Source organism: Flavobacterium sp. N2820 (assembly GCF_025947285.1).
Taxonomy (GTDB): Bacteria; Bacteroidota; Bacteroidia; order Flavobacteriales; family Flavobacteriaceae; genus Flavobacterium.
The window spans coordinates 1431297-1451069 of the sequence record NZ_CP110008.1 but is presented as its reverse complement, the minus strand read 5'-3'; the positions used below and the strand labels follow the sequence as shown (position 1 = coordinate 1451069).

The window sequence follows — 19773 nt, the reverse complement described above, 5'->3', positions numbered from 1 at the left end:
TTATGTTGGGAATTGTACTTTTTTATTGGATAGGCAAATTTTTTTATCAACTGGCAGAAAAATTCAATCAAAATAAATGGCTTTATGCAATTTTAGGTGTTCTGGTGTATTTTTTTAGCCAATTTTTATGTGGATTTGTATTAGGAATTCTAGACGATTTATTTGATTTGACAATTAATTTCAATAACTATCTAATCAATTTAATGGGAATTCCTATAGGTCTTTTAGCATGTTATCTGTTTTATTTTCTCTTAGAGAAAGTTTGGGAAAGAGATGTGGTCACAGTAAAAGATTCTATCCAAGATATTGGAAAAAAAGAAATAGATTAATTGAAATAATACATCATAAAAATTAAAACAATAACCATAGAAGTAACAAAGATAATTTGCTGCTTTTTTCTTTTTTTGTTTTCGGCCTGTAAACGAGTACTTATCTCTTTTAACAATTCAGGTGTTGCTTTAATGTGATCTTCTAATGGTTTGTTGTTTTGGTTTTTGTACTCTTTCCAACTTGTTCGATTGCGATTTCCTCTTAATGATTTATTGTAAGCTAAGCTTTTTATTGCTTGCATCATTGCACCTTCTCCCGCCATAGTATATCTTTTAAGTAAATTGAATATTGAAAATAAGATTGTAAAAGTTTAATCCTGCTATGGGATTGTTTGTTTTACGAAATGTATTGATATAAAGTTACAGAAAAATAAAATTTTATGAATCGAAATCTTGTTTTAAGTTGTTTTTTTAAAATTGATTTTAAAGAATTTTTGTTTAAATTTCCATCTTTATTGTAAAAACACTACGGCATTTATTTATCTAATGGGCCATTTTTTTAAATATGAGTAAAATTTTTTTACTTATAGCTTTTAATTTGGTTGTTTAGGTAGAGTCTCTTAATTTCGTCTCATAGATAATGAAAATTTTTATTTCTGTAGGGGGACAATAGGGATTTTTTTCAAAAGGGTCTAACAGTAATGTTAGACCTTTTTTTGTTTTATTTATGAATAGTTTTTATTACATATGCAATAATTTTATACGACTACGGTATAAATTACGTTGCTATTTTCATTAGAAAAAAAATTAAAGATTAAAAAATCAACACTTATTAAATAAAAAGGTACACTTATTACTTTAGGTATATGAGGTGTCAATAACTTATCTACATTTGAATCAATAATAAAAGATTTTATTTCTGTAGGGGGAAATTAAAGTTTTTAGAAAAAAGGCCTAATTTTCATTAGGTCTTTTTATTTTTCTGTTTTTTAGCATCTTAAATCACTCATAAACAAAATTTTGTTTTTAAATTTGCAGACTCAATTTTTTGACAACGATTTCATCAATTGAGTTTTATTTATGGAAAACAAGAAAAAAGTCGCATTTTATACTTTAGGATGCAAATTGAACTTCTCAGAAACATCTACTATTGCACGTGATTTTCAAAATGAAGGATTTGAACGTGTTGATTTTGAAGAAATTGCAGATATCTATGTAATCAATACATGTTCGGTTACTGATAATGCCGATAAACAATTTAAACAGATTGTAAAAAAAGCAATGAAGCTTAACAATAAAGCATTTGTTGCAGCTGTTGGTTGTTATGCCCAATTAAAGCCAGAAGAATTAGCAGCAGTTGACGGTGTGGACTTGGTTTTAGGCGCAACAGAAAAATTCAAAATCACCGATTACATTAATGATTTGTCTAAAAACGACATGGGTGAAGTGCATTCATGCGAAATCGAAGAAGCCGATTTTTACGTAGGAAGTTATTCGATTGGCGATAGAACTCGTGCATTTTTAAAAGTGCAAGATGGTTGCGATTACAAATGTACATATTGCACAATTCCATTAGCGAGAGGAATTTCTCGAAGTGATGCATTGGAAAATGTATTAAAAAATGCTTCCGAAATTTCTCAACAAGGGATTAAAGAAATTGTGTTAACAGGTGTAAATATCGGAGATTATGGAAAAGGCGAATTCGGAAATAAAAAACACGAACACACTTTTTTAGATTTAGTAAAAGCACTTGACGAAGTTGAAGGTATCGAACGATTACGAATTTCTTCCATCGAGCCAAATCTGTTAAAAAACGAAACTATCGATTTTGTTTCTAAAAGTCGAACATTCGTGCCACATTTTCATATTCCATTGCAATCAGGTTCAAACGAAATTTTAAAAAAAATGAAACGCCGTTATCAACGTGAAGTATATACTGAACGTGTCGCAAAAATTCGTGAAGTAATGCCACATGCTTGTATTGGAGTTGATGTTATTGTAGGCTTTCCAGGTGAAACAGATGAGCATTTTTTAGATACCTACCATTTTTTAAATGATTTAGATATTTCTTATTTACATGTATTTACTTATTCGGAAAGAGATAATACAGAAGCAGTAGCAATGGATGGAGTAGTGCCAGCCAATGTGCGTTCAAAAAGAAGTAAAATGCTTCGTGGACTTTCTGTAAAGAAAAGAAGAGCGTTTTATGAAAGCCAAATTGGTAGCAAGAGAACAGTTTTATTTGAAAGTGAAAATAAAGAAGGCTACATTCATGGTTTTACCGAAAATTATGTAAAAGTAAAAACACCATGGAACCCAGAATTGGTAAATTCTTTGCACAATATAGAATTAACAAAAATTGACGAAGATGGAAGTGTAAGGTTACAATTCCAAAATGAAAAATTCCAAATTCCAATAGATTAATCAGTGGAATTTGGAATTTTATATTGGCTTTTTTAGGATTTAAATCATAATTCCTGGAGGCAAAAGTTCTCTATATCTCCTGTTTTTTCTAAAGAAACTTATAAATTTAGCATGTGTAGGAACTACTTTTAATTTTCGTTCTTCAGCAATGCCAAGCACATTGATTATAAATTCGTTGTGTAACTCTTCGTCCTCGTTTGTATTGGCGCAAAATTTCGTTAAAAACAATTTTCGTTCTTGAATGGAATATTCAATTGCAACTAAACCTGTAGGGGTTATTATTTCAAATTGTCTTAAAAGTTCATTATCTTTGATTTCCATGATAACTTCAATTAGAGTGCAAATTTACAAAACTTTTTCCATATTGTAACCATGAGTAAGATTCCAATTTATTTTATGCCAGGTTTAGCGGCAAGTTCAACTATTTTTGAAAATATTGCTTTGCCAAAAGATCAATTTGAAATGTATTTTTTGGAATGGTTTTTGCCCAATGATAAAGAAAGTATCGAAAGTTATGCACTTCGAATGACAGAAAAAATTTCCCAGGAAAATCCAGTTTTGATTGGTGTTTCTTTTGGAGGGATTTTGGTGCAAGAAATGGCAAAACTCATTAAAACGCGAAAAGTTATTATTATTTCAAGCGTTAAATCAAATGAAGAGTTTCCACCTAGATTAAAAATAGCTGGAATGACAAAAGCATATAAATTATTGCCAACACAGTTATTGTCAAATATTGAATTATTAGTCAAATATGCTTTTGGTAACAACATAGTTGCAAAAAGATTAAAACTTTATGAAAAATATTTATCGGTAAGAGATAAAAAATATTTAGATTGGGCTATTGAAAACGTATTGACTTGGTCGCAAAAAAAAGCCGATGCTAATGTAGTTCATATTCATGGTGATGCTGATGAAGTTTTTCCAATAAAACACATTCAAAATAGTATTGTGATTAAAGGCGGAACGCACATAATGATTATTAACAAATTTAAGTGGTTAAATGAAAATTTACCCAAATTAATTTTAAACGAAATACAATGAAAAAGTATATAACGAAGAAAGGAGTAATTTTAGGAATGGTTGCTTTATTGGCAAGTTTCTTAATTTATGGGGTAGTTGCAGATAAAGCAAAATTTTCTCCTGTTGGATATAATTTGAAAATGGATTTTTCGGGAGAAGATGTGCCAACATTTATTGCAGATGTTCAGGAGCGCTTGGATAAAGAAATGATTACCAATATGAATTATCACACAAATACCACTTTGGTTATCAAACGTGCGAATAAAGTTTTTCCTATTATTGAACCCATTTTGGCAAAATATGGAGTTCCAGATGATTTTAAATATTTGGCAGTAATTGAAAGTAGTTTGGTTAACGCAGTTTCACCAGCTGGAGCAAGAGGTGTTTGGCAATTTATGCCAGCAACTGCAAAAGAAAAAGGAATGGAAGTGAGCGATGAAGTAGACGAACGTTATCATTTAGAAAAATCAACCGAAGCCGCTTGTAAGTATTTATTAGTTGCTAAAGAAAAATTTGGTTCTTGGACATTAGCTGCCGCTTCTTATAATGGTGGAATGGCAGGGATTAGTAATAAAATGAAAGAGCAACATGTTGATGATTATTACGATTTATTACTCACCGAAGAAACGTCGCGTTATGTTTTCCGAATTTTAGCATTGAAAGAAATTATGAAAAATTCTGAAAAATATGGATTTTCAATTCCAAAAGAAGCTTTGTATTACAATATTCCCACGCGCAAATTAGTAATCGACAGTAGTATTACCGATTTGGCGCAATTTGCAAAATCACAAGGCGTGAACTATAAGATTTTAAAAATTCACAACCCTTGGTTAAGAGATAAAAAACTAACCAATACTTCAGGTAAAAAATATGAAATCGAAATCCCAACTTCAGGATATAACAAATAATAAACGGCCAATGAGCATTCAAATCATATTGTCATTAGTCTTAATTGGAATTTTAGCTGGAATTCTAAGTGGGTTAGTTGGAGTAGGAGGTGGCGTAATTATGGTTCCGTTGCTGGTTTTACTATTAGGATTTTCTCAGCACCAAGCACAAGGAACTAGTTTAGCAGTTTTGGTTGTTCCAGTTACAGCAGTCGCGGTTTATAGTTACTACAAAGAAGGATATATAGATTGGCGGTATGCGGCTATAATCGCAGTATTTTTTGTTATTGGCGGTTATTTCGGAAGTAAAATTGCCATAGGATTAGATCAAAGAATGTTAAAGAAAATATTTGGTGTTATCTTGCTTTTGATTGCTGGAAAAATGCTTTTGGAAAAATAAAAAATCCACATAGAAAGTCAGTTGTATTGTAATTAAAGGAGTTGAGACCATGAAAACATTATAATCGTCTCTCAAACTGTTTTCTATGTGGAAGAAAATAAAATTATTAATGCGTTGCTAATCTTGTTTCGTTTAAACTATTGGCAACTAATAACGAATTTATATCAGTATTTAATGCCGTTAAACAATTATCTAACGAAGTTTTAAAATCTATTTTATACAATGGTTTTGAACTTCTTTTTTTAATTGAAACTACGGTTCTTGAAGCATCTAAATAATAGGAAGTAGGAAATCCAAGAGTCTTTTTTAATAATTTTATGACTACTTGATCTTTTGAATAACTTTCATGTGCATAGCAAACTTCAATTTGACTATTAAATTTTCGAGCTATCTTTTTCATGTTTTGTTTCTTATCCCAAAAAATAACAACAATTTTAATTCTACCTTTATAATCTTGTGCCATTTTATTCAATGCCGGAATTTCTCCTTTTTCAATCACACACCAAGAGGCATAAGTAAAAATTAAGGTAGGAATTTTAATCGAACTCAATTGTAATTTCTTTTTCCCAATTCTTTTAAACGAAAAATCATCAAATTGTGTTCCTACTAATGTATTAGAAACCAATGAATCATATAAATAAGTAGCTTTTATGTAATCTTTTTTTGAATAGGCTTTATTGCTGTAACTTATATATTGTTTAATATTTTTTTTAACAGCCGTTGAGAATGAAACAATAGAATCTTTGTTCGCAAATGAACTAAACGAATAAAAGAAAATAAAAAAATACAAGTAAAACTGTTTCATAACCTACTTGTTTTATACACATAAAGCTATGAAATCTAATTGATTAGCTGTAAAAAACTCGGTAAAAAACACAAAAAACTCGTTAAACTAACAAAAAAAGCACCTCGAAAGGTGCTTTTGTGTATTGAAAATGAAATAGTTACATTTTTTTCATTTGATCTTTCATCATTTTAATCTGATCTTTTAGCATATTTTGTTTGTCTAATTTCTTAGCTTCATTCAATAAGTTAGTTGCTTCAATTTTTCTTCTACGTGTCATAGCAATTCCCGCTAATTGTAATTTTGCTAGAGCTAAATCTTGATCCATAGACAATCCTAGAGCGATTGCTTTTTTGAAATATTTTTCAGCTTCGTTTAAGTTGGTTTGGGAAACCATTAAGCCGTGTAAGTAATTAAAATAACCTTGTTGTTTTTTTACCAAAGCAGCTTCAGGATTTTTAATATAGGATAACCATTTTTGTGCACCAGGAAAATCTTGCTTTCTTAATTTTAAAAAAGCTAGTAAAATGAATTCGTTTTTGAAATATAAGAAAATAAAAATGGTAGAAAGCAATAATAAGAAAATTCCATTTCCAATGTTACTTTCAGTAAACTGATAAATTCCGAAAGCAATAATTAACGCAGCTAAAACTAATTTGATATTTTTGTGAAACATATTGTTATTTTTTGTTTGATGCAAAGGTAATAAAATCAATTAAAAATATTTTTAAAAAAGTACTTGCGAATGAAAAAAGTCTTTGTATATTTGCACTCGGTTTTCAGGACAGGAAACCTATGAGTTTTAAAAAAGATTTTTATTTATAGATTTTAAAAGATACTACAATGAGTAAGAGAACGTTTCAACCATCAAAAAGAAAAAGAAGAAATAAGCACGGTTTCATGGATAGAATGGCTTCTGCTAATGGAAGAAAAGTGCTTGCTCGTAGAAGAGCTAAAGGAAGACATAAGTTAACTGTTTCTTGCGAACCAAGACACAAAAAATAATGTTTTAGCTTAAAACAATATATCAGCCGTTACTTTTATTAGTAGCGGCTTTTTTTTAAACTGTTTATAAAATTTGAATAAGTTTGAGGTGAATCATAATACAAACCCCCTTTAACTTTAGTAATTTTATACCCTATAAAACTACAACAATAAACTGCAAAACAACACACAATGCCTAAAGACACAACAATCAAATCGGTATTAATTATTGGATCAGGACCTATCGTTATTGGTCAAGCTTGCGAATTTGACTATGCAGGTTCACAATCGGCTCGTTCACTTCGTGAAGAAGGAATTGAAGTTATTTTAATTAACTCTAATCCTGCAACGATTATGACCGACCCATCAATGGCTGATCATGTTTACCTAAAACCCCTTACCACTAAATCAATCATCGAAATCCTAAAAGCACATCCACAAATTGATGCTGTTTTACCAACGATGGGAGGACAGACAGCTTTAAATCTTTGTATTGAAGCGGATGAAAAAGGAATTTGGAAAGATTTTGGAGTACGCTTGATAGGTGTAGATATCAATGCTATTAATATAACTGAAGATAGAGAGCAATTCAAAAACTTATTAAATAAAATCGGAATTCCGCAAGCACCAGCTAAAACGGCTAACTCTTTCTTACAAGGAAAAGAAATTGCTCAGGAATTTGGTTTTCCATTGGTAATTCGTCCTTCGTTTACATTAGGAGGAACTGGAGCAGCAATTGTTTACAAAAAAGAAGATTTTGATGGAGCTTTAACCTATGGTTTAGAAGCATCTCCAATTCACGAAGTGTTGATAGACAAGGCTTTAATGGGTTGGAAAGAATATGAGTTGGAATTATTACGCGATAGTAATGACAACGTAGTTATTATCTGTACAATTGAAAATATGGATCCAATGGGAATTCATACGGGAGATTCGATTACAGTAGCGCCAGCAATGACTTTATCTGATACCACGTTCCAAAAAATGCGTGATATGGCGATTTTAATGATGCGTTCTATCGGAAATTTTGCTGGAGGTTGTAACGTGCAATTCGCAGTTTCACCAGATGATAAAGAAGATATTGTTGCGATTGAAATTAATCCTCGTGTATCGCGTTCTTCGGCATTAGCATCAAAAGCTACGGGGTACCCAATTGCTAAAATTGCTACAAAATTAGCTTTAGGTTATAATTTAGATGAATTACAAAATCAAATTACAAAATCTACTTCGGCTTTATTTGAGCCAACTTTAGATTATGTAATCGTAAAAATTCCAAGATGGAACTTTGATAAATTTGAAGGTTCCGATAGAACGTTAGGACTTCAAATGAAATCGGTTGGAGAAGTAATGGGAATTGGGCGTTCGTTTCAAGAAGCGCTTCACAAGGCTACGCAGTCTCTTGAAATCAAACGTAACGGATTAGGAGCAGACGGAAAAGGATATAAAAATTACGAACAAATCATAGAAAAACTGACTTTTGCGAGTTGGGATAGAGTTTTTGTAATTTATGATGCCATTGCCATGGGAATTCCGCTTTCTAGAATTCACGAGATTACGAAAATTGACATGTGGTTCTTAAAGCAATATGAAGAATTATTCCATTTAGAAAGAGAAATTTCGAATTTCAAAGTAGATACTTTACCAAGAGAATTGCTTTTAGAAGCAAAACAAAAAGGCTATGGCGACCGACAAATTGCGCACATGATGGGGTGTTTGGAAAGTCAAGTACACAAATTACGTGAAGATCAAAACATCAAACGTGTTTACAAATTAGTAGATACTTGTGCGGCAGAATTTAAAGCGGTAACGCCTTATTTCTACTCAACTTTTGAAGCTGAAATTGAAAAAGCAGATGGAACTAAATATGTTCACAACGAAAGTATCGTTACTGATAAGAAAAAAGTAGTGGTTTTAGGTTCGGGACCTAACCGAATTGGACAAGGAATTGAGTTTGATTATTCATGTGTTCACGGCGTTTTAGCGGCTAAAGAATGTGGTTATGAAACCATTATGATTAACTGTAATCCAGAAACGGTTTCAACCGATTTTGATACCGCAGATAAATTATACTTCGAGCCTGTTTTCTGGGAACATATTTACGATATCATCCAACACGAAAAACCAGAAGGTGTAATCGTTCAGTTAGGAGGACAAACGGCTTTAAAATTAGCAGAAAAATTAGCAAAATACGGAATCAAAATTTTAGGAACTTCATTTGACGCTTTAGATTTAGCCGAAGATAGAGGTCGTTTCTCAGATTTATTAACTGATTTGAAGATTCCATTTCCTCAATTTGGAATTGCTGAAAGCGCAGAAGAAGCTTCTGTATTAGCGGATACATTAGATTTTCCATTATTGGTTCGTCCTTCCTATGTGTTGGGTGGACAAGGAATGAAGATTGTAATTAACAAACAAGAATTAGAAGAACACGTAATAGATTTATTAAAATCTATTCCTGGAAATAAATTACTATTAGACCATTATTTAGATGGTGCCATAGAAGCTGAAGCAGATGCAATTTGCGATGCTGATGGAAATGTGTACATCATAGGAATTATGGAGCACATTGAACCTTGTGGTGTGCATTCGGGCGATAGTAATGCAACATTGCCTCCGTTTAACTTGGGTGAATTTGTGATGCAACAAATTAAAGACCACACCGAAAAAATTGCTAGAGCATTACAAACTGTAGGTTTAATCAATATTCAGTTTGCGATTAAAGATGATACAGTATATATTATTGAGGCCAACCCAAGAGCTTCTCGTACCGTTCCATTTATTGCAAAGGCGTATGGCGAACCGTATGTAAATTATGCAACAAAAGTAATGTTGGGTCATAATAAAGTAACTGATTTTACTTTCAATCCGCAATTAAAAGGATATGCAATTAAACAACCTGTTTTTTCTTTTAGTAAGTTTCCAAATGTAAATAAGGCATTAGGACCAGAAATGAAATCAACAGGTGAAAGTATCTTATTCATAGACGATTTAAAAGATGATCAATTCTATGATTTGTATGCAAGAAGGAAAATGTACTTGACCAAATAATACTTATAAATAAGAAAATCCCAATCGAATGATTGGGATTTTTTATTTGCAAACTCTACCCCTAAAGTCTACAAAGAAGTTATTTTTGAAATTTTATTTGCTTAACATTTGCTTGATTTTCTTATGGCAATTTAAGAACTCTTTTTACAAGTCAGTTACAGATTTTCTGTACATTTTCAATTTTTTTTTCCAGTGTTTACTGGGGTTGTTGTTTTAAAATTTAATTTTTTTAAAATAAAAAGCGCTTATTTTGATTGCTGAGCAAAAAAAAAGACATCAATTAATGATGTCTTTTGATAATTATTTTGGTAAATATTACATACCTCCCATTTGTTTTTGGAATTCTTCCATGGTTACTTTAGTGTATCCTTCGCCAATTGTAAAACAATCCTTAGGTAACTCTTTTGAAAAAGAAGTCGCCGTCATCAACATTTCACCTTGCTCGGTTGTAACTTTAACTTCTAAAGGATATCCAGCAAGCTTAACTTTAGTTTCTTCTGTTTGTTGAGGTGCAATTCCGTCCGTAATATAAAAGTCGCTTGAAGTACCATCGTTCATTTTTACAGTTGCTTTGTAGCATTTAAAACCTGCAATTTCTTTAGTATCTTTTTTATCGTAACTAACTTCTAAAGCATTTTCTAAATTGCCTAAACCTTTATTTGCTTTTAAAGCTTCTTCGCCAATTTCAATAATTTCATATTTCATGCCCATCACTTCAATAGCCATTTTTGCATCTTTAAGATTTCCAACTGGAGTAATGGTTTTCATTGTCATCATTCCGCCCATCATGTTCATATCTGTTGCTTGATTTTTTTCATCAAAATGAACAGATATTGTGCTTTCGCCCATCATAGCTGCAGCTTCGTCATTTCCAGTCATGGTCATTTTATAAGTTACAGAACCTTTCTTTAATGCAGTTTGAGCATTCATAGAAACACTCGCTAATAGAAAGAATGCGAATGCAATTTTTGTTATTTTTTTCATTTGTATAGATTTTTGTTCCGTAAAAGTAAGAAAATAATTTATTTCAGTAAGAAATCTAATGAAACATTTACTTTTTTAGAAACTTTTTTACTAACAACACTAGGAATTTCAATATCAAAGTCATCACTATTAACTGAAAAATTAGAACTAATTTCTAATCCATCCTTGTTTTTTCTAATTTTAGCAATTATAGAAATGTCTTTGGTTTTTCCATGAAGTTCAAGTTTTCCTTTGAGTGTATAATTTTGAAAAGAAGTTGTAACTTTAGAATAATCAAAGTTTTCTACTTTTCCTTTAAACGTAGCTTTAGGATATTTTGCGCTCTCCACATAATTCTCGTTAAAGTGTTCTTCCATTAAGGCAACTTTAAATTTAAATCCTTTCATTAATGCTAACGAGGCAATTTCACCAGTTTTAGTATTTAAAACACATGATGCACCTGAATTTTTAGCTTTTACTTCTTCAAAAGCGGGAACTGATGCTTCAAATGTAATTGTGCCGCTTTTTGTAATCATTTTTTCTTGAGCCATTGTCAAAATGCTCAGAAAAAGTATCGGGAGTACTAATTTAATTTTCATAGTTTTATTTTATTGTGGAAAATTGTTGTCAATCCAAGTAGTAATAGCATTGATATCGTTTTGTGGTAATCTTGGTCCGCCTAAAGGCATTGCGCCTGACGTTCCTTCGGTTCTTGATATTCTATCTAATAAGTTTCGGTTCAAAACCGCTTCCTTAACATTTTCGTATGTGGTTAAAGACATAGGTGCTCCATTTGTTGGAATATCTCCATGACAAACAATGCAATTGCTATCAATAATAGATTTAACAGCCGAAGTGTAAGTAACCTCGTTGAGGTTGGTTGGCTCAGTTAAGTCTGAAATACTATCTGTTGTGCAACTTGTAAAGACAACAAATCCAGATAAAATGAATAAATTAATTTTGTTTTTCATAGCGTTTTTTGGATAAAAATAATAATTGATAAAGTTAAATAAATTTAATTAAATTTGTATAAAAATTAGTATAATGAAAAAAAAGTTGTTAATAGTTTGTTTTTTTGTGATTATAACTGCGGTTTTAATATATAATTATGTATACAAAAGCCATCGTGATATTTCGAATGAAAAGGAATCGTTTGCTATTTCTGTTATTGATTTGAAAAATGATTACAGAAAAAACGATAGCCTTGCAAATGCAAAATACCTTGATAAAACTATTGTCATTTACGGAAAAATTACCAGTTTAGATTTGGCAAATAGAATATTGTCTGTAGATACTTCTTTGTCTGCTATTCTGAAAGAAAGTGGAGTTTCATTAAATCTAAATGATAGTATAAAATTAAAAGGTAGGTTTATAGGATATGATGATTTATTAGAAGAATTTAAAATGGACGAATGTTCAGTAATCAAATAGCATGAAGTATATTTTATTCCTTTTTTTATTTTGTAGTTGTACTTGTTTTTCTCAAGAAAATACGTTTTTTAATATTGCTCGAAAGGGTACTATTGAAGAAGCAAAAAAATGGATTTCGGAAAAGCCAAATAGTATTAATGAAATAAATCAACATGGTTTTTCGCCTTTGATTTTAGCTTGTTACAGCGGAAATATTGATATGGTTGTTTTTTTAATTGATAATAAAGCAAATGTTGATTTTTTATCATCTGAAGGAACTGCTTTAATGGCTTCAACAGTTAAGGGGAATTTTAAAATGACCGAATTATTACTTCAAAATGGTGCAAATCCTGATTTAACGAATGAAGCTGGAATTTCTGCGTTGATGTATGCGGTACAATTCAAAAATATTTCGATTATAAAATTGTTATTGCAACACAATGCCAACAAATTGTTATTAGATAAAGAGGGTAGATCAGCTTTTGAATATGCTGTTTTTACCAAAAACGAAGAAATTATTAATCTTTTAAAATAATTAGCTATGAAAAACAAAATTACTTTATTATTACTATTGGGAATTTCAATGTTAAGTGCCCAGCAAAAATCGACAGGAGTTGTTACCTTGTCCACAAATATGTCGGCAAATTTAACGCTGGATAGTGGAACTTCTATTGCAACATTATCTTTAACCGGGCCAAATGACAGATGGTTTGCACTTCAATTTGGATCATTCACAGGCGGAATGGAAGCCGGTTCTGATTTAGTTTATTGGAACAATGTTACCTTAGTTGATGCAAGACATGTTGGGGTAGGTTCAACTCCTACAACCGATGCAACAAACAACTGGACGATTACCTCAAATTTAAATAATTCACCAAGTGCTGGTTTAAGAACTATTGTAGCAACAAGAGCATTTAATACGGGTGATGTAAATGATTTTACATTTAATTTTAGTGATACATCTATTGATTTTGCTTGGGCTAGAATGAGCTCAGCAACTTATGGATTGGCTTATCATGGTGGTGCAAATAGAGATGTTACTTTAGATAGAACTTTCACACTTGGAACCGAAAGTTTTTCTTTAAATGATTCACAACTTTATCCTAATCCAAGCAATGGGAATTTTACGATTTTAGCAAAAACCAATTTAACTAAAATTAACGTATATACAATTACAGGTGGTTTTGTTAAATCCATAGAAGTAACAGATAACGCTATTAATGCAGAAATTAATGTTTCTGGATTAGAAACGGGAGTTTATCTAGTAGAACTTCAAAATGATTTAGAAAAAACTTGGAAAAAAGTAATTGTAAACTAATTGAAACCTACATTTATGGTATTAAATAAAAGAAAAATATGGAAATCAATCATGTTGTTTGCTGTTCCATTATTAATGAATGCTCAGGATGATTTGTTGAGTGAAATTGATACAACAGCTACAAATGAAACTGTTGCATCTGCCTTCAAATCTTTAAAAATAGTAAATTTAGAATCTACTAAATTGGCCGCTAAAGGTGATTTTTATTTCATTGTTGCACACCGATTTGGATTTGTTGATAAAGGATTTGATGATTTTTTTGGACTAGATAATGCAAATACACAATTAAAATTTTTATATGGTGTAAACGATTGGTTAACAGTTCATATTGGCAGAAGTGGCTTTCAAGAAACCTATGATTTAGCTGCAAAGTATCGATTGTATGCACAAAAAGAAAATGGATTTCCAGTTACTATTGTAGGATTTAATAGCGTGGCAATTAATTCTGAATTAAAAGAAGAAGATTTTCCAAAATTGCAATTTGAAAACAGATTAAGTTATGTAGCTCAAGTGTTAATTTCAAGAAAGTTTTCGGAAAAATTATCATTAGAAATTGCACCAAGTGTTTTTCATGAAAACACATTAAGAGATCTATTAGACGATAATAACGCATTAATTTTACCTAATCCACAGGATAATACTCAATTTGCTATTGGACTTGGTGGGCGATATAAATTAACAAATCGGTGGTCTGTTAATGTTGATTATGCGGCACATTTAAACAGAGCTTCGCAATCAAATTATAAAAATCCATTGTCCATTGGAGTTGACTTAGAAACTGGTGGACACGTATTTCAAATGCACTTTACAAACGCACAAGCTATGCATGAAACAGGTTATTTAGGTCAAACAGTAGGGGATTGGTCAGACGGAAAAATTGCTTTTGGATTTAATTTAGTCCGAGTATTTTAAAATAACTTTTAAGAATAAACTTTCCTCAATTACACAAAAGTAGTTGAGGATTTTTTATATTTGGTAAAAATTAAAATACTCAATATGAAAACTAAAGTTTTATTCTTAGCCTTGTTTCTTTTTCAATCTATTTCACTTTTAGCGCAAGATATGGCCTCGCTAAAAATTGAAGCACTGCGTTCATACAAAGCAAGTATGGAATTAAATTATGATGTAATATTTGATACAACTTATCCTAAATTATTTGATTTGATTTCCATAGAACAAATGAAAACAATGTTTGAAGAGATGACAGAAAACGAACAATTTTCAATAAAATTAATAGAGGTTGATCCTCAATTTTCGTATGGTGAAATTAAAGTAATAGAAGATAAAACCTTTTGTTTGGTTGATTATAATAATGTAATGACAATGCGATTTAAGGAACCAATGACAGATCCAGATTCAATGATTGAAAATTTCAAATCATCTATTGGAGCTGATAAAGTTACTTTTGATAAAGCAAACAATACTTTCCGAATTGAAACGCGTTCGACTTTGATTGGTATTGCGGATGAGTTAACCAAAAACAAATGGAAATTTTTGAATAAAGACAAAGAAAATCAAATGTTTTCAATGCTATTTAACGAAAATATAAAAAAAGCCTTAGGATTATAAAATGAACGAAAACAACATCACTTATACCGAATTTTTTAACCATGTTAGAGCAAGTATCGCAAATGGTACTTTTGCAAAATTAACGCTAGCTAAAACCGTTGGAAAACCAGAGTTACAGAACATCTACGTAAAAACCATCGTGGAAGACAATATCTTGAAATTGTCAATGACGTATAAAATTTACATTACTGAAAAGCAAGAATTAATAAAAATTTGCAAATTAGACGATTTAGAAGCTGAGCTAATTCCGCACATCAACAACCCATTTTTATCTGCTTTGTTATTTACTACCGAAGCCGATATTACCATGAAATTAAACAAAAAGCGCATTGCAAGTATTATTGAACAACCACCAACGTTTAAAAATGCGGATGCGAATTTGGTGGAGTTTTTGGGAAAGTAGTTTGCTCTTTTAATAAAATTAAATGATAAATATTTTTTTTAATCTAGAATTATTGATTTTAGATTTTTTTACTGCATTTGGATTGTATTCTTTCCTTTTTTTGATTTTATCAATTTTTATAAAGAAAATAGCAATTTTCCAATTTGATAATCAAGCAAAAAAGTTTATATCTTTTGTTGGAGTACTTTACATTATTTTTTGGTTGTTAGGAACTATTGTCTATTATGTTGAATGTAATTCTGAAGAAAAAAACGCAATGATAGATAGAATTTTTGGAAAATATTGGTTTGGTGTTTGGATACAGCCTTTATTTTGGTTCGCATTATCACAAATTTTCAGAATTAAATTATTTTCAAAAAATATACTGATAAGAATTATTGCAAGTTTCTTTTTGATAATTTCTATAGAAAGATTAATAATAATTATCAGTTCATTTCACAGAGATTATTTGCCAAGTTCTTGGACCATGTATAGACAATTAGATATTTATCCTTCAAATTTTATTCTTTCAATTTTAATGAAGATTTTGATTTTTATGTTGTTTGTTGGATTATATACATTTATCTCAAACAAAATAAATCAACTTAGAAATAATAAATAACTTATTCCCCATCAGGAAAAATCTTCCCAGGATTCAACACATTATTTGGGTCAAAAATGGCTTTGATGCGTTCCATTAATTCCAAATGTACTTTTGAAAACGCAATGTCCATGTAGTTTTTTTGCACCAAACCAATCCCGTGTTCGCCTGATAAAGTTCCTTTTAAACCAACCGTTAATTCAAAAATTTCACGAATCCCTTTTGGAACTTCGGTTTTCCAGTTGGCATCGGTCATATTGCCTTTGATGATGTTGACGTGTAAATTACCATCGCCCGCATGACCATAACACACCGATTGAAAACCATACTTAGCCCCAATTTCTTTGATTCCTTTTAGTAATTTTGGTAATTCATATCTTGGAACAACGGTATCTTCTTCTTTATAAATCGAATTCGCTTTTACTGCTTCCGCCACAGAACGACGCATTTTCCAAAGTGCATTTTTTTGTTCTTCTGTATCGGCAAATAACACTTCATCAATTTCAAATTGTTCTACTACTGCCAAAATTTGTTCTGCTTCTTGCATCAAAATTTCTGGATAATTGCCATCTACTTCAATCAACAAATGCGCTTGAACGTTGTGTTTTACTTCCACATTCAAATCATTCACAAATTTTAATGTCCAATCAATGGCATCGCGTTCCATAAACTCTAAAGCACTTGGGATAATTCCCGCTCTAAAAATCGCTGAAACCGCTTCACACGCTTGCTCCGCTTTATAAAACGGAACCAAAAGCAAAACGTTATGCTTATTTTGAGGTAATAATTTCAATACAATTTTAGTCACGATACCTAATGTTCCTTCACTTCCTACCATCAATTGCGTAAGATTATAACCCGTTGAATTTTTCAAAGTATTAGCACCTGTCCAAATTACATCACCAGTAGGCAAAACAACTTCTAAATTCAGCACATAATCTTTCGTAACTCCATATTTCAAAGCTCTTGCTCCTCCTGAATTTTCAGCAATATTTCCGCCAATGTAACAACTTCCCATACTACTTGGATCTACTGGATAAAACAAGCCTTTTTCGGCAACAGCTTCACGTAAAACTTGCGTAATTACACCGGGTTGAGTTGTAACTTGTAAATTTTGTTCATCAATTTCAATAATCTGATTGAATCGCTCCATTGAAATCCCAATGCCACCATAAATCGATAAAGCACCACCGCTCAAACCCGTACGCGCACCAATAGGCACTGTCGGAATTTTATACGTATTCGAAACTTTTAAAATTTGTGCTACTTCTTCAGTATTGGAAGGTTTTACAACAACATGAGGTGGAAAACTCAAATCTTCCGTTTCATCATGTCCATACATTTTACGAGTAGCCTCATCAGTAAAAATATAAGCCGAACCTACAATGTTTTCAAGCGCAAGTACTATTTCAGGATTCATAGTGTAAAATTGAAGTGTAAAGATAATTAATTTTATGTTTTTTGGAACACAGATTTAACGGATTAGACGGATTTACACAGATTTTTTAACCGAAAACTCGTCATGCCACAAGTTACTCTTTTATGAACTTGAGCACACAATTAACTCAACTTAAACTTATATGACTTATATGTTTAAAAAACTTTGTGTTACAAAACTACAAACTCAAAACCCAATACCAAAAAGCAACCGTCAGCAACGACAACGGAATTCCAATTCCAATCATCATGCTACTTAATTTCGGTTTTAATCCATAATTAGATGCTAAAATAGCTCCTGTTATCATTGGAGCCATGGCAGATTCCATAATTGAAACATCAATTTCTAAACCTTTTCCGCCTAACACAATTTTGTATAGTAAGAAGAAGAAAGCAGGCATTAGAATCAATTTGAAAAGCAATCCTAAAGTCAAAAAAGACCAATGTTTGCTTCGTGTATCAATTTTTAATTGCAATCCAACAGCTACCAAAGCGACTGGAGTTACCGTATTTCCAATTCTTAAAAAAGAGTTTTGTAATACTTCAGGAAAGTCTAAAGTTAATAGAGTACAAAATAGTGCAATTGTAAAAGCAATAAATGGCGGAAATTTTACAATTTTTAATACGATTTCTGAAGTACTCAAATTACCTCTTGAAAAACTCGCAGCCACTAAAATTCCCAAAGTGGTTACGACTACGAATGAACCTGGTTGATCAACGATTATGGCAGTTTTCAATCCTTCTGCACCATATAAAGCTTCGATAATGGGAAATCCTACAAAGGAAGTATTGCTCAGCCCACCTGTCAAAATTAAGCAGCCGATTAACTTTTTAGACCATTTGAAATAGGTTCCTAAAGTATAGAAAAAAACAAACGATAACCCAAAACCCAACCAAGCAATTCCTAACGGATAAAGCAAAGCCAATGAAATCGTAATTTTCGGAATATAGTACAATGCCAAAGCCGGAAGCGAAACGTAAATCACGTATTGATTCAAACTTTGATAGGCATTTTTAGGAAATTGCGGTACTTTTTGAAGCGCAACGCCTAAAAGTAAACACAAAAATAAAAGAATGATGTTTTCCATGTATCAAAATCAAGATTACAAAGGTAATTAAACCTTGAGATTTCGATGTTTCATATTCCTACAATTTTTGTATTTTTACACAAAGCAAAATTCCTTTTGAAAACACCAAATAAAAAATCGGCTCTTTCAGAAATTCACGGCGTTGCCCAACCCGAATCATTAAGTACGGTTGTAGCGACTCAAATTCAACATTTTCGAAGAAAACAACCTTCGGCAGAAGAACTAATTGCTGGAATTTTAAAAGGAGATAAAACCGCTTTAAGTCGCGCGATTACTTTGGTTGAAAGCACAAATCCAGAACATTTAGCCAAAGCAAATGAAGTGATTAAAGGTTGTTTGCCACATGCTAATCATTCGGTTCGTATTGGAATTACTGGTGTTCCAGGCGTTGGAAAAAGTACGTTTATTGAAGCTTTTGGAAAATATTTAACTTCTATTGGAAAGAAAGTCGCTGTTTTAGCGGTTGATCCAAGCTCATCTATTAGCCATGGAAGTATTTTGGGCGATAAAACCCGTATGGAAGAATTGGTAAAAGATGAAAACGCCTATATTCGACCAAGTGCTTCGGGTGATACGTTAGGCGGTGTAGCTCGAAAAACACGAGAAACTATTATTTTGTGTGAAGCTTGTGGTTTTGATACGATTGTTATTGAAACGGTTGGAGTAGGCCAAAGCGAAACTGCGGTGCACAGTATGGTCGATTTCTTTTTGTTGTTGAAAATTTCGGGTGCTGGAGATGAATTACAAGGCATCAAACGTGGCATCATGGAAATGGCAGACACTATTGTAATCAATAAAGCTGATGGCGATAATATTGCGAAAGCGAAGTTAGCGAAGGCAGAGTTCAATAGAGCCTTGCATTTATTTCCGGCTAAATCTTCGGGTTGGATTCCAAAAGTAACGACTTGTAGTGCTTATGAAAAAACAGGAATTGATGACATTTGGAGAATTATTTCCGAGTATTTCGAATGGGTAAAAGCAAATCATTATTTTGAAGAAAAGCGTCAAAATCAAAACCAATTTTGGATGATGGAAACCATAAACGAACAATTGAAATCACATTTTTATAATCATCCAAATGTCATTCAACTCTTAGAAGAAAATAAAAAAGCCGTGCAAAACAATGAATTATCACCTTTTGCAGCGGCTATGAGTTTGTTGGAACAGTATTTTAAAAAATAATAGTTGT

Annotated in this window: 24 protein-coding genes; 15 read left to right on the top strand and 9 right to left on the bottom strand. The window is 31.6% G+C overall.

The features are described 5' to 3' along the window. The first annotated feature begins 2 nt into the window (after positions 1-2). Positions 3-329, top strand: a complete 327-nt coding sequence (locus OLM52_RS07000) for a hypothetical protein (RefSeq protein ID WP_264550411.1) — start codon at positions 3-5, stop codon at positions 327-329. Here OLM52_RS07000 and OLM52_RS06995 read toward each other — a convergent pair. Further along, a complete protein-coding gene (locus tag OLM52_RS06995) occupies positions 326-592 on the bottom strand; it encodes a hypothetical protein (RefSeq protein WP_264550410.1) in 267 nt (88 codons plus the stop codon). The genes OLM52_RS07000 and OLM52_RS06995 overlap by 4 nt on opposite strands. A 757-nt stretch (positions 593-1349) precedes the next feature. Here OLM52_RS06995 and mtaB point away from each other — a divergent pair. Next, on the top strand, positions 1350-2693 hold the full coding sequence (gene mtaB / locus OLM52_RS06990; protein ID WP_264550409.1) for a tRNA (N(6)-L-threonylcarbamoyladenosine(37)-C(2))-methylthiotransferase MtaB: 1344 nt from the start codon (positions 1350-1352) through the stop codon (positions 2691-2693). 39 nt (positions 2694-2732) lie between these two features. Here mtaB and OLM52_RS06985 read toward each other — a convergent pair whose 3' ends face one another. After that, a complete protein-coding gene (locus tag OLM52_RS06985) occupies positions 2733-3014 on the bottom strand; it encodes an N-acetyltransferase (RefSeq protein ID WP_264550408.1) in 282 nt (93 codons plus the stop codon). A gap of 51 nt (positions 3015-3065) precedes the next feature. Here OLM52_RS06985 and OLM52_RS06980 point away from each other — a divergent pair, with 51 nt between their 5' ends. From OLM52_RS06980 to OLM52_RS06970, 3 genes are read left to right on the top strand one after another with little or no spacing between them, the layout of a single operon-like run. After that, complete coding sequence (locus OLM52_RS06980; protein WP_264550407.1) at positions 3066-3734, top strand: alpha/beta hydrolase; 669 nt, start codon at positions 3066-3068, stop codon at positions 3732-3734. Continuing rightward, positions 3731-4621, top strand: coding sequence for a lytic transglycosylase domain-containing protein (locus OLM52_RS06975; RefSeq protein WP_264550406.1), 891 nt, complete (start codon positions 3731-3733; stop codon positions 4619-4621). Before OLM52_RS06980 ends, OLM52_RS06975 begins: the two co-directional genes overlap by 4 nt. 10 nt (positions 4622-4631) lie before the next feature. Beyond that, positions 4632-5000 (top strand): sulfite exporter TauE/SafE family protein, encoded by a 369-nt coding sequence (locus tag OLM52_RS06970; RefSeq protein WP_264550405.1) that lies wholly within the window; start codon positions 4632-4634, stop codon positions 4998-5000. Between the two features lie 106 nt (positions 5001-5106). Here OLM52_RS06970 and OLM52_RS06965 read toward each other — a convergent pair whose 3' ends face one another. Continuing rightward, positions 5107-5805: a TlpA family protein disulfide reductase gene (locus OLM52_RS06965; RefSeq protein WP_264550404.1), complete on the bottom strand. Its 699-nt coding sequence runs from the start codon at positions 5803-5805 to the stop codon at positions 5107-5109. Positions 5806-5944: 139 nt separating this feature from the next. Further along, on the bottom strand, positions 5945-6460 hold the full coding sequence (locus OLM52_RS06960; protein WP_264550403.1) for a DUF2892 domain-containing protein: 516 nt from the start codon (positions 6458-6460) through the stop codon (positions 5945-5947). A gap of 167 nt (positions 6461-6627) precedes the next feature. Here OLM52_RS06960 and rpmH point away from each other — a divergent pair, with 167 nt between their 5' ends. Both rpmH and carB read left to right on the top strand, forming a co-directional pair. Continuing rightward, positions 6628-6789 carry a 50S ribosomal protein L34 gene (rpmH, locus tag OLM52_RS06955; protein WP_007136275.1) on the top strand — a complete coding sequence of 54 codons (162 nt, stop codon included), beginning with the start codon at positions 6628-6630 and terminating at the stop codon, positions 6787-6789. Positions 6790-6960: 171 nt separating this feature from the next. Beyond that, positions 6961-9816 (top strand): carbamoyl-phosphate synthase large subunit, encoded by a 2856-nt coding sequence (gene carB, locus OLM52_RS06950; protein WP_264550402.1) that lies wholly within the window; start codon positions 6961-6963, stop codon positions 9814-9816. 315 nt (positions 9817-10131) lie between these two features. Here carB and OLM52_RS06945 read toward each other — a convergent pair whose 3' ends face one another. The 3 genes from OLM52_RS06945 to OLM52_RS06935 are packed head-to-tail and all read right to left on the bottom strand — an operon-like array spanning position 10132 to position 11750. Beyond that, positions 10132-10800: a hypothetical protein gene (locus OLM52_RS06945; RefSeq protein WP_264550401.1), complete on the bottom strand. Its 669-nt coding sequence runs from the start codon at positions 10798-10800 to the stop codon at positions 10132-10134. Positions 10801-10838: 38 nt separating this feature from the next. Continuing rightward, the gene (locus tag OLM52_RS06940) at positions 10839-11378 is read right to left on the bottom strand and encodes a YceI family protein (RefSeq protein WP_264550400.1); all 540 of its coding nucleotides are present in this window, start codon (positions 11376-11378) and stop codon (positions 10839-10841) included. 9 nt (positions 11379-11387) lie between these two features. Next, positions 11388-11750 carry a c-type cytochrome gene (locus tag OLM52_RS06935; RefSeq protein ID WP_264550399.1) on the bottom strand — a complete coding sequence of 121 codons (363 nt, stop codon included), beginning with the start codon at positions 11748-11750 and terminating at the stop codon, positions 11388-11390. A 73-nt stretch (positions 11751-11823) separates the two neighbouring features. Between OLM52_RS06935 and OLM52_RS06930 the strand changes: the two genes are divergently transcribed. The 7 genes from OLM52_RS06930 (at position 11824) to OLM52_RS06900 (ending at position 16080) form a co-directional block, all read left to right on the top strand. Beyond that, positions 11824-12210, top strand: a complete 387-nt coding sequence (locus OLM52_RS06930; protein WP_264550398.1) for an OB-fold protein — start codon at positions 11824-11826, stop codon at positions 12208-12210. Between the two features lies 1 nt (position 12211). After that, entirely contained in the window at positions 12212-12724 is a 513-nt protein-coding gene (locus tag OLM52_RS06925) for an ankyrin repeat domain-containing protein (protein ID WP_264550397.1), read from the top strand. Positions 12725-12730: 6 nt separating this feature from the next. After that, positions 12731-13507, top strand: coding sequence for a T9SS type A sorting domain-containing protein (locus tag OLM52_RS06920; protein WP_264550396.1), 777 nt, complete (start codon positions 12731-12733; stop codon positions 13505-13507). A 15-nt stretch (positions 13508-13522) separates the two neighbouring features. Beyond that, entirely contained in the window at positions 13523-14419 is an 897-nt protein-coding gene (locus OLM52_RS06915) for a DUF5777 family beta-barrel protein (RefSeq protein ID WP_264550395.1), read from the top strand. 84 nt (positions 14420-14503) lie between these two features. Further along, positions 14504-15076, top strand: a complete 573-nt coding sequence (locus tag OLM52_RS06910; RefSeq protein WP_264550394.1) for a hypothetical protein — start codon at positions 14504-14506, stop codon at positions 15074-15076. 1 nt (position 15077) lies between these two features. Then, the gene (locus tag OLM52_RS06905) at positions 15078-15479 is read left to right on the top strand and encodes a hypothetical protein (RefSeq protein ID WP_264550393.1); all 402 of its coding nucleotides are present in this window, start codon (positions 15078-15080) and stop codon (positions 15477-15479) included. Between the two features lie 22 nt (positions 15480-15501). Further along, positions 15502-16080 (top strand): hypothetical protein, encoded by a 579-nt coding sequence (locus OLM52_RS06900; RefSeq protein WP_264550392.1) that lies wholly within the window; start codon positions 15502-15504, stop codon positions 16078-16080. Position 16081: 1 nt separating this feature from the next. Here the strand turns inward: OLM52_RS06900 and OLM52_RS06895 are convergent, their stop codons facing one another. Further along, a complete protein-coding gene (locus OLM52_RS06895) occupies positions 16082-17479 on the bottom strand; it encodes an FAD-binding oxidoreductase (RefSeq protein WP_264550391.1) in 1398 nt (465 codons plus the stop codon). 196 nt (positions 17480-17675) lie between these two features. After that, positions 17676-18584: an AEC family transporter gene (locus OLM52_RS06890; protein WP_264550390.1), complete on the bottom strand. Its 909-nt coding sequence runs from the start codon at positions 18582-18584 to the stop codon at positions 17676-17678. Between the two features lie 45 nt (positions 18585-18629). Here OLM52_RS06890 and meaB point away from each other — a divergent pair, with 45 nt between their 5' ends. Continuing rightward, entirely contained in the window at positions 18630-19766 is a 1137-nt protein-coding gene (gene meaB, locus OLM52_RS06885; RefSeq protein WP_264550389.1) for a methylmalonyl Co-A mutase-associated GTPase MeaB, read from the top strand. The last annotated feature ends 7 nt before the right edge of the window (positions 19767-19773 follow it).

Bases quoted from the DNA above. Each gene is read 5' to 3' on its own strand.
- OLM52_RS06995 (WP_264550410.1), bottom strand. From the start codon at position 592: ATGGCGGGAGAAGGTGCAATGATGCAAGCAATAAAAAGCTTAGCTTAC.
- OLM52_RS06985 (WP_264550408.1), bottom strand. From the start codon at position 3,014: ATGGAAATCAAAGATAATGAACTTTTAAGACAATTTGAAATAATAACC.
- OLM52_RS06895 (WP_264550391.1), bottom strand. From the start codon at position 17,479: ATGAATCCTGAAATAGTACTTGCGCTTGAAAACATTGTAGGTTCGGCT.
- OLM52_RS06980 (WP_264550407.1), top strand. From the start codon at position 3,066: ATGAGTAAGATTCCAATTTATTTTATGCCAGGTTTAGCGGCAAGTTCA.
- mtaB (WP_264550409.1), top strand. From the start codon at position 1,350: ATGGAAAACAAGAAAAAAGTCGCATTTTATACTTTAGGATGCAAATTG.
- OLM52_RS06970 (WP_264550405.1), top strand. From the start codon at position 4,632: ATGAGCATTCAAATCATATTGTCATTAGTCTTAATTGGAATTTTAGCT.
- OLM52_RS06945 (WP_264550401.1), bottom strand. From the start codon at position 10,800: ATGAAAAAAATAACAAAAATTGCATTCGCATTCTTTCTATTAGCGAGT.
- OLM52_RS07000 (WP_264550411.1), top strand. From the start codon at position 3: ATGTTGGGAATTGTACTTTTTTATTGGATAGGCAAATTTTTTTATCAA.
- OLM52_RS06915 (WP_264550395.1), top strand. From the start codon at position 13,523: ATGGTATTAAATAAAAGAAAAATATGGAAATCAATCATGTTGTTTGCT.
- OLM52_RS06930 (WP_264550398.1), top strand. From the start codon at position 11,824: ATGAAAAAAAAGTTGTTAATAGTTTGTTTTTTTGTGATTATAACTGCG.
- OLM52_RS06940 (WP_264550400.1), bottom strand. From the start codon at position 11,378: ATGAAAATTAAATTAGTACTCCCGATACTTTTTCTGAGCATTTTGACA.
- OLM52_RS06900 (WP_264550392.1), top strand. From the start codon at position 15,502: ATGATAAATATTTTTTTTAATCTAGAATTATTGATTTTAGATTTTTTT.
- carB (WP_264550402.1), top strand. From the start codon at position 6,961: ATGCCTAAAGACACAACAATCAAATCGGTATTAATTATTGGATCAGGA.
- OLM52_RS06935 (WP_264550399.1), bottom strand. From the start codon at position 11,750: ATGAAAAACAAAATTAATTTATTCATTTTATCTGGATTTGTTGTCTTT.
- OLM52_RS06925 (WP_264550397.1), top strand. From the start codon at position 12,212: ATGAAGTATATTTTATTCCTTTTTTTATTTTGTAGTTGTACTTGTTTT.
- OLM52_RS06905 (WP_264550393.1), top strand. From the start codon at position 15,078: ATGAACGAAAACAACATCACTTATACCGAATTTTTTAACCATGTTAGA.
- OLM52_RS06920 (WP_264550396.1), top strand. From the start codon at position 12,731: ATGAAAAACAAAATTACTTTATTATTACTATTGGGAATTTCAATGTTA.
- OLM52_RS06965 (WP_264550404.1), bottom strand. From the start codon at position 5,805: ATGAAACAGTTTTACTTGTATTTTTTTATTTTCTTTTATTCGTTTAGT.
- OLM52_RS06960 (WP_264550403.1), bottom strand. From the start codon at position 6,460: ATGTTTCACAAAAATATCAAATTAGTTTTAGCTGCGTTAATTATTGCT.
- OLM52_RS06890 (WP_264550390.1), bottom strand. From the start codon at position 18,584: ATGGAAAACATCATTCTTTTATTTTTGTGTTTACTTTTAGGCGTTGCG.
- OLM52_RS06910 (WP_264550394.1), top strand. From the start codon at position 14,504: ATGAAAACTAAAGTTTTATTCTTAGCCTTGTTTCTTTTTCAATCTATT.
- OLM52_RS06975 (WP_264550406.1), top strand. From the start codon at position 3,731: ATGAAAAAGTATATAACGAAGAAAGGAGTAATTTTAGGAATGGTTGCT.
- meaB (WP_264550389.1), top strand. From the start codon at position 18,630: ATGTTTCATATTCCTACAATTTTTGTATTTTTACACAAAGCAAAATTC.
- rpmH (WP_007136275.1), top strand. From the start codon at position 6,628: ATGAGTAAGAGAACGTTTCAACCATCAAAAAGAAAAAGAAGAAATAAG.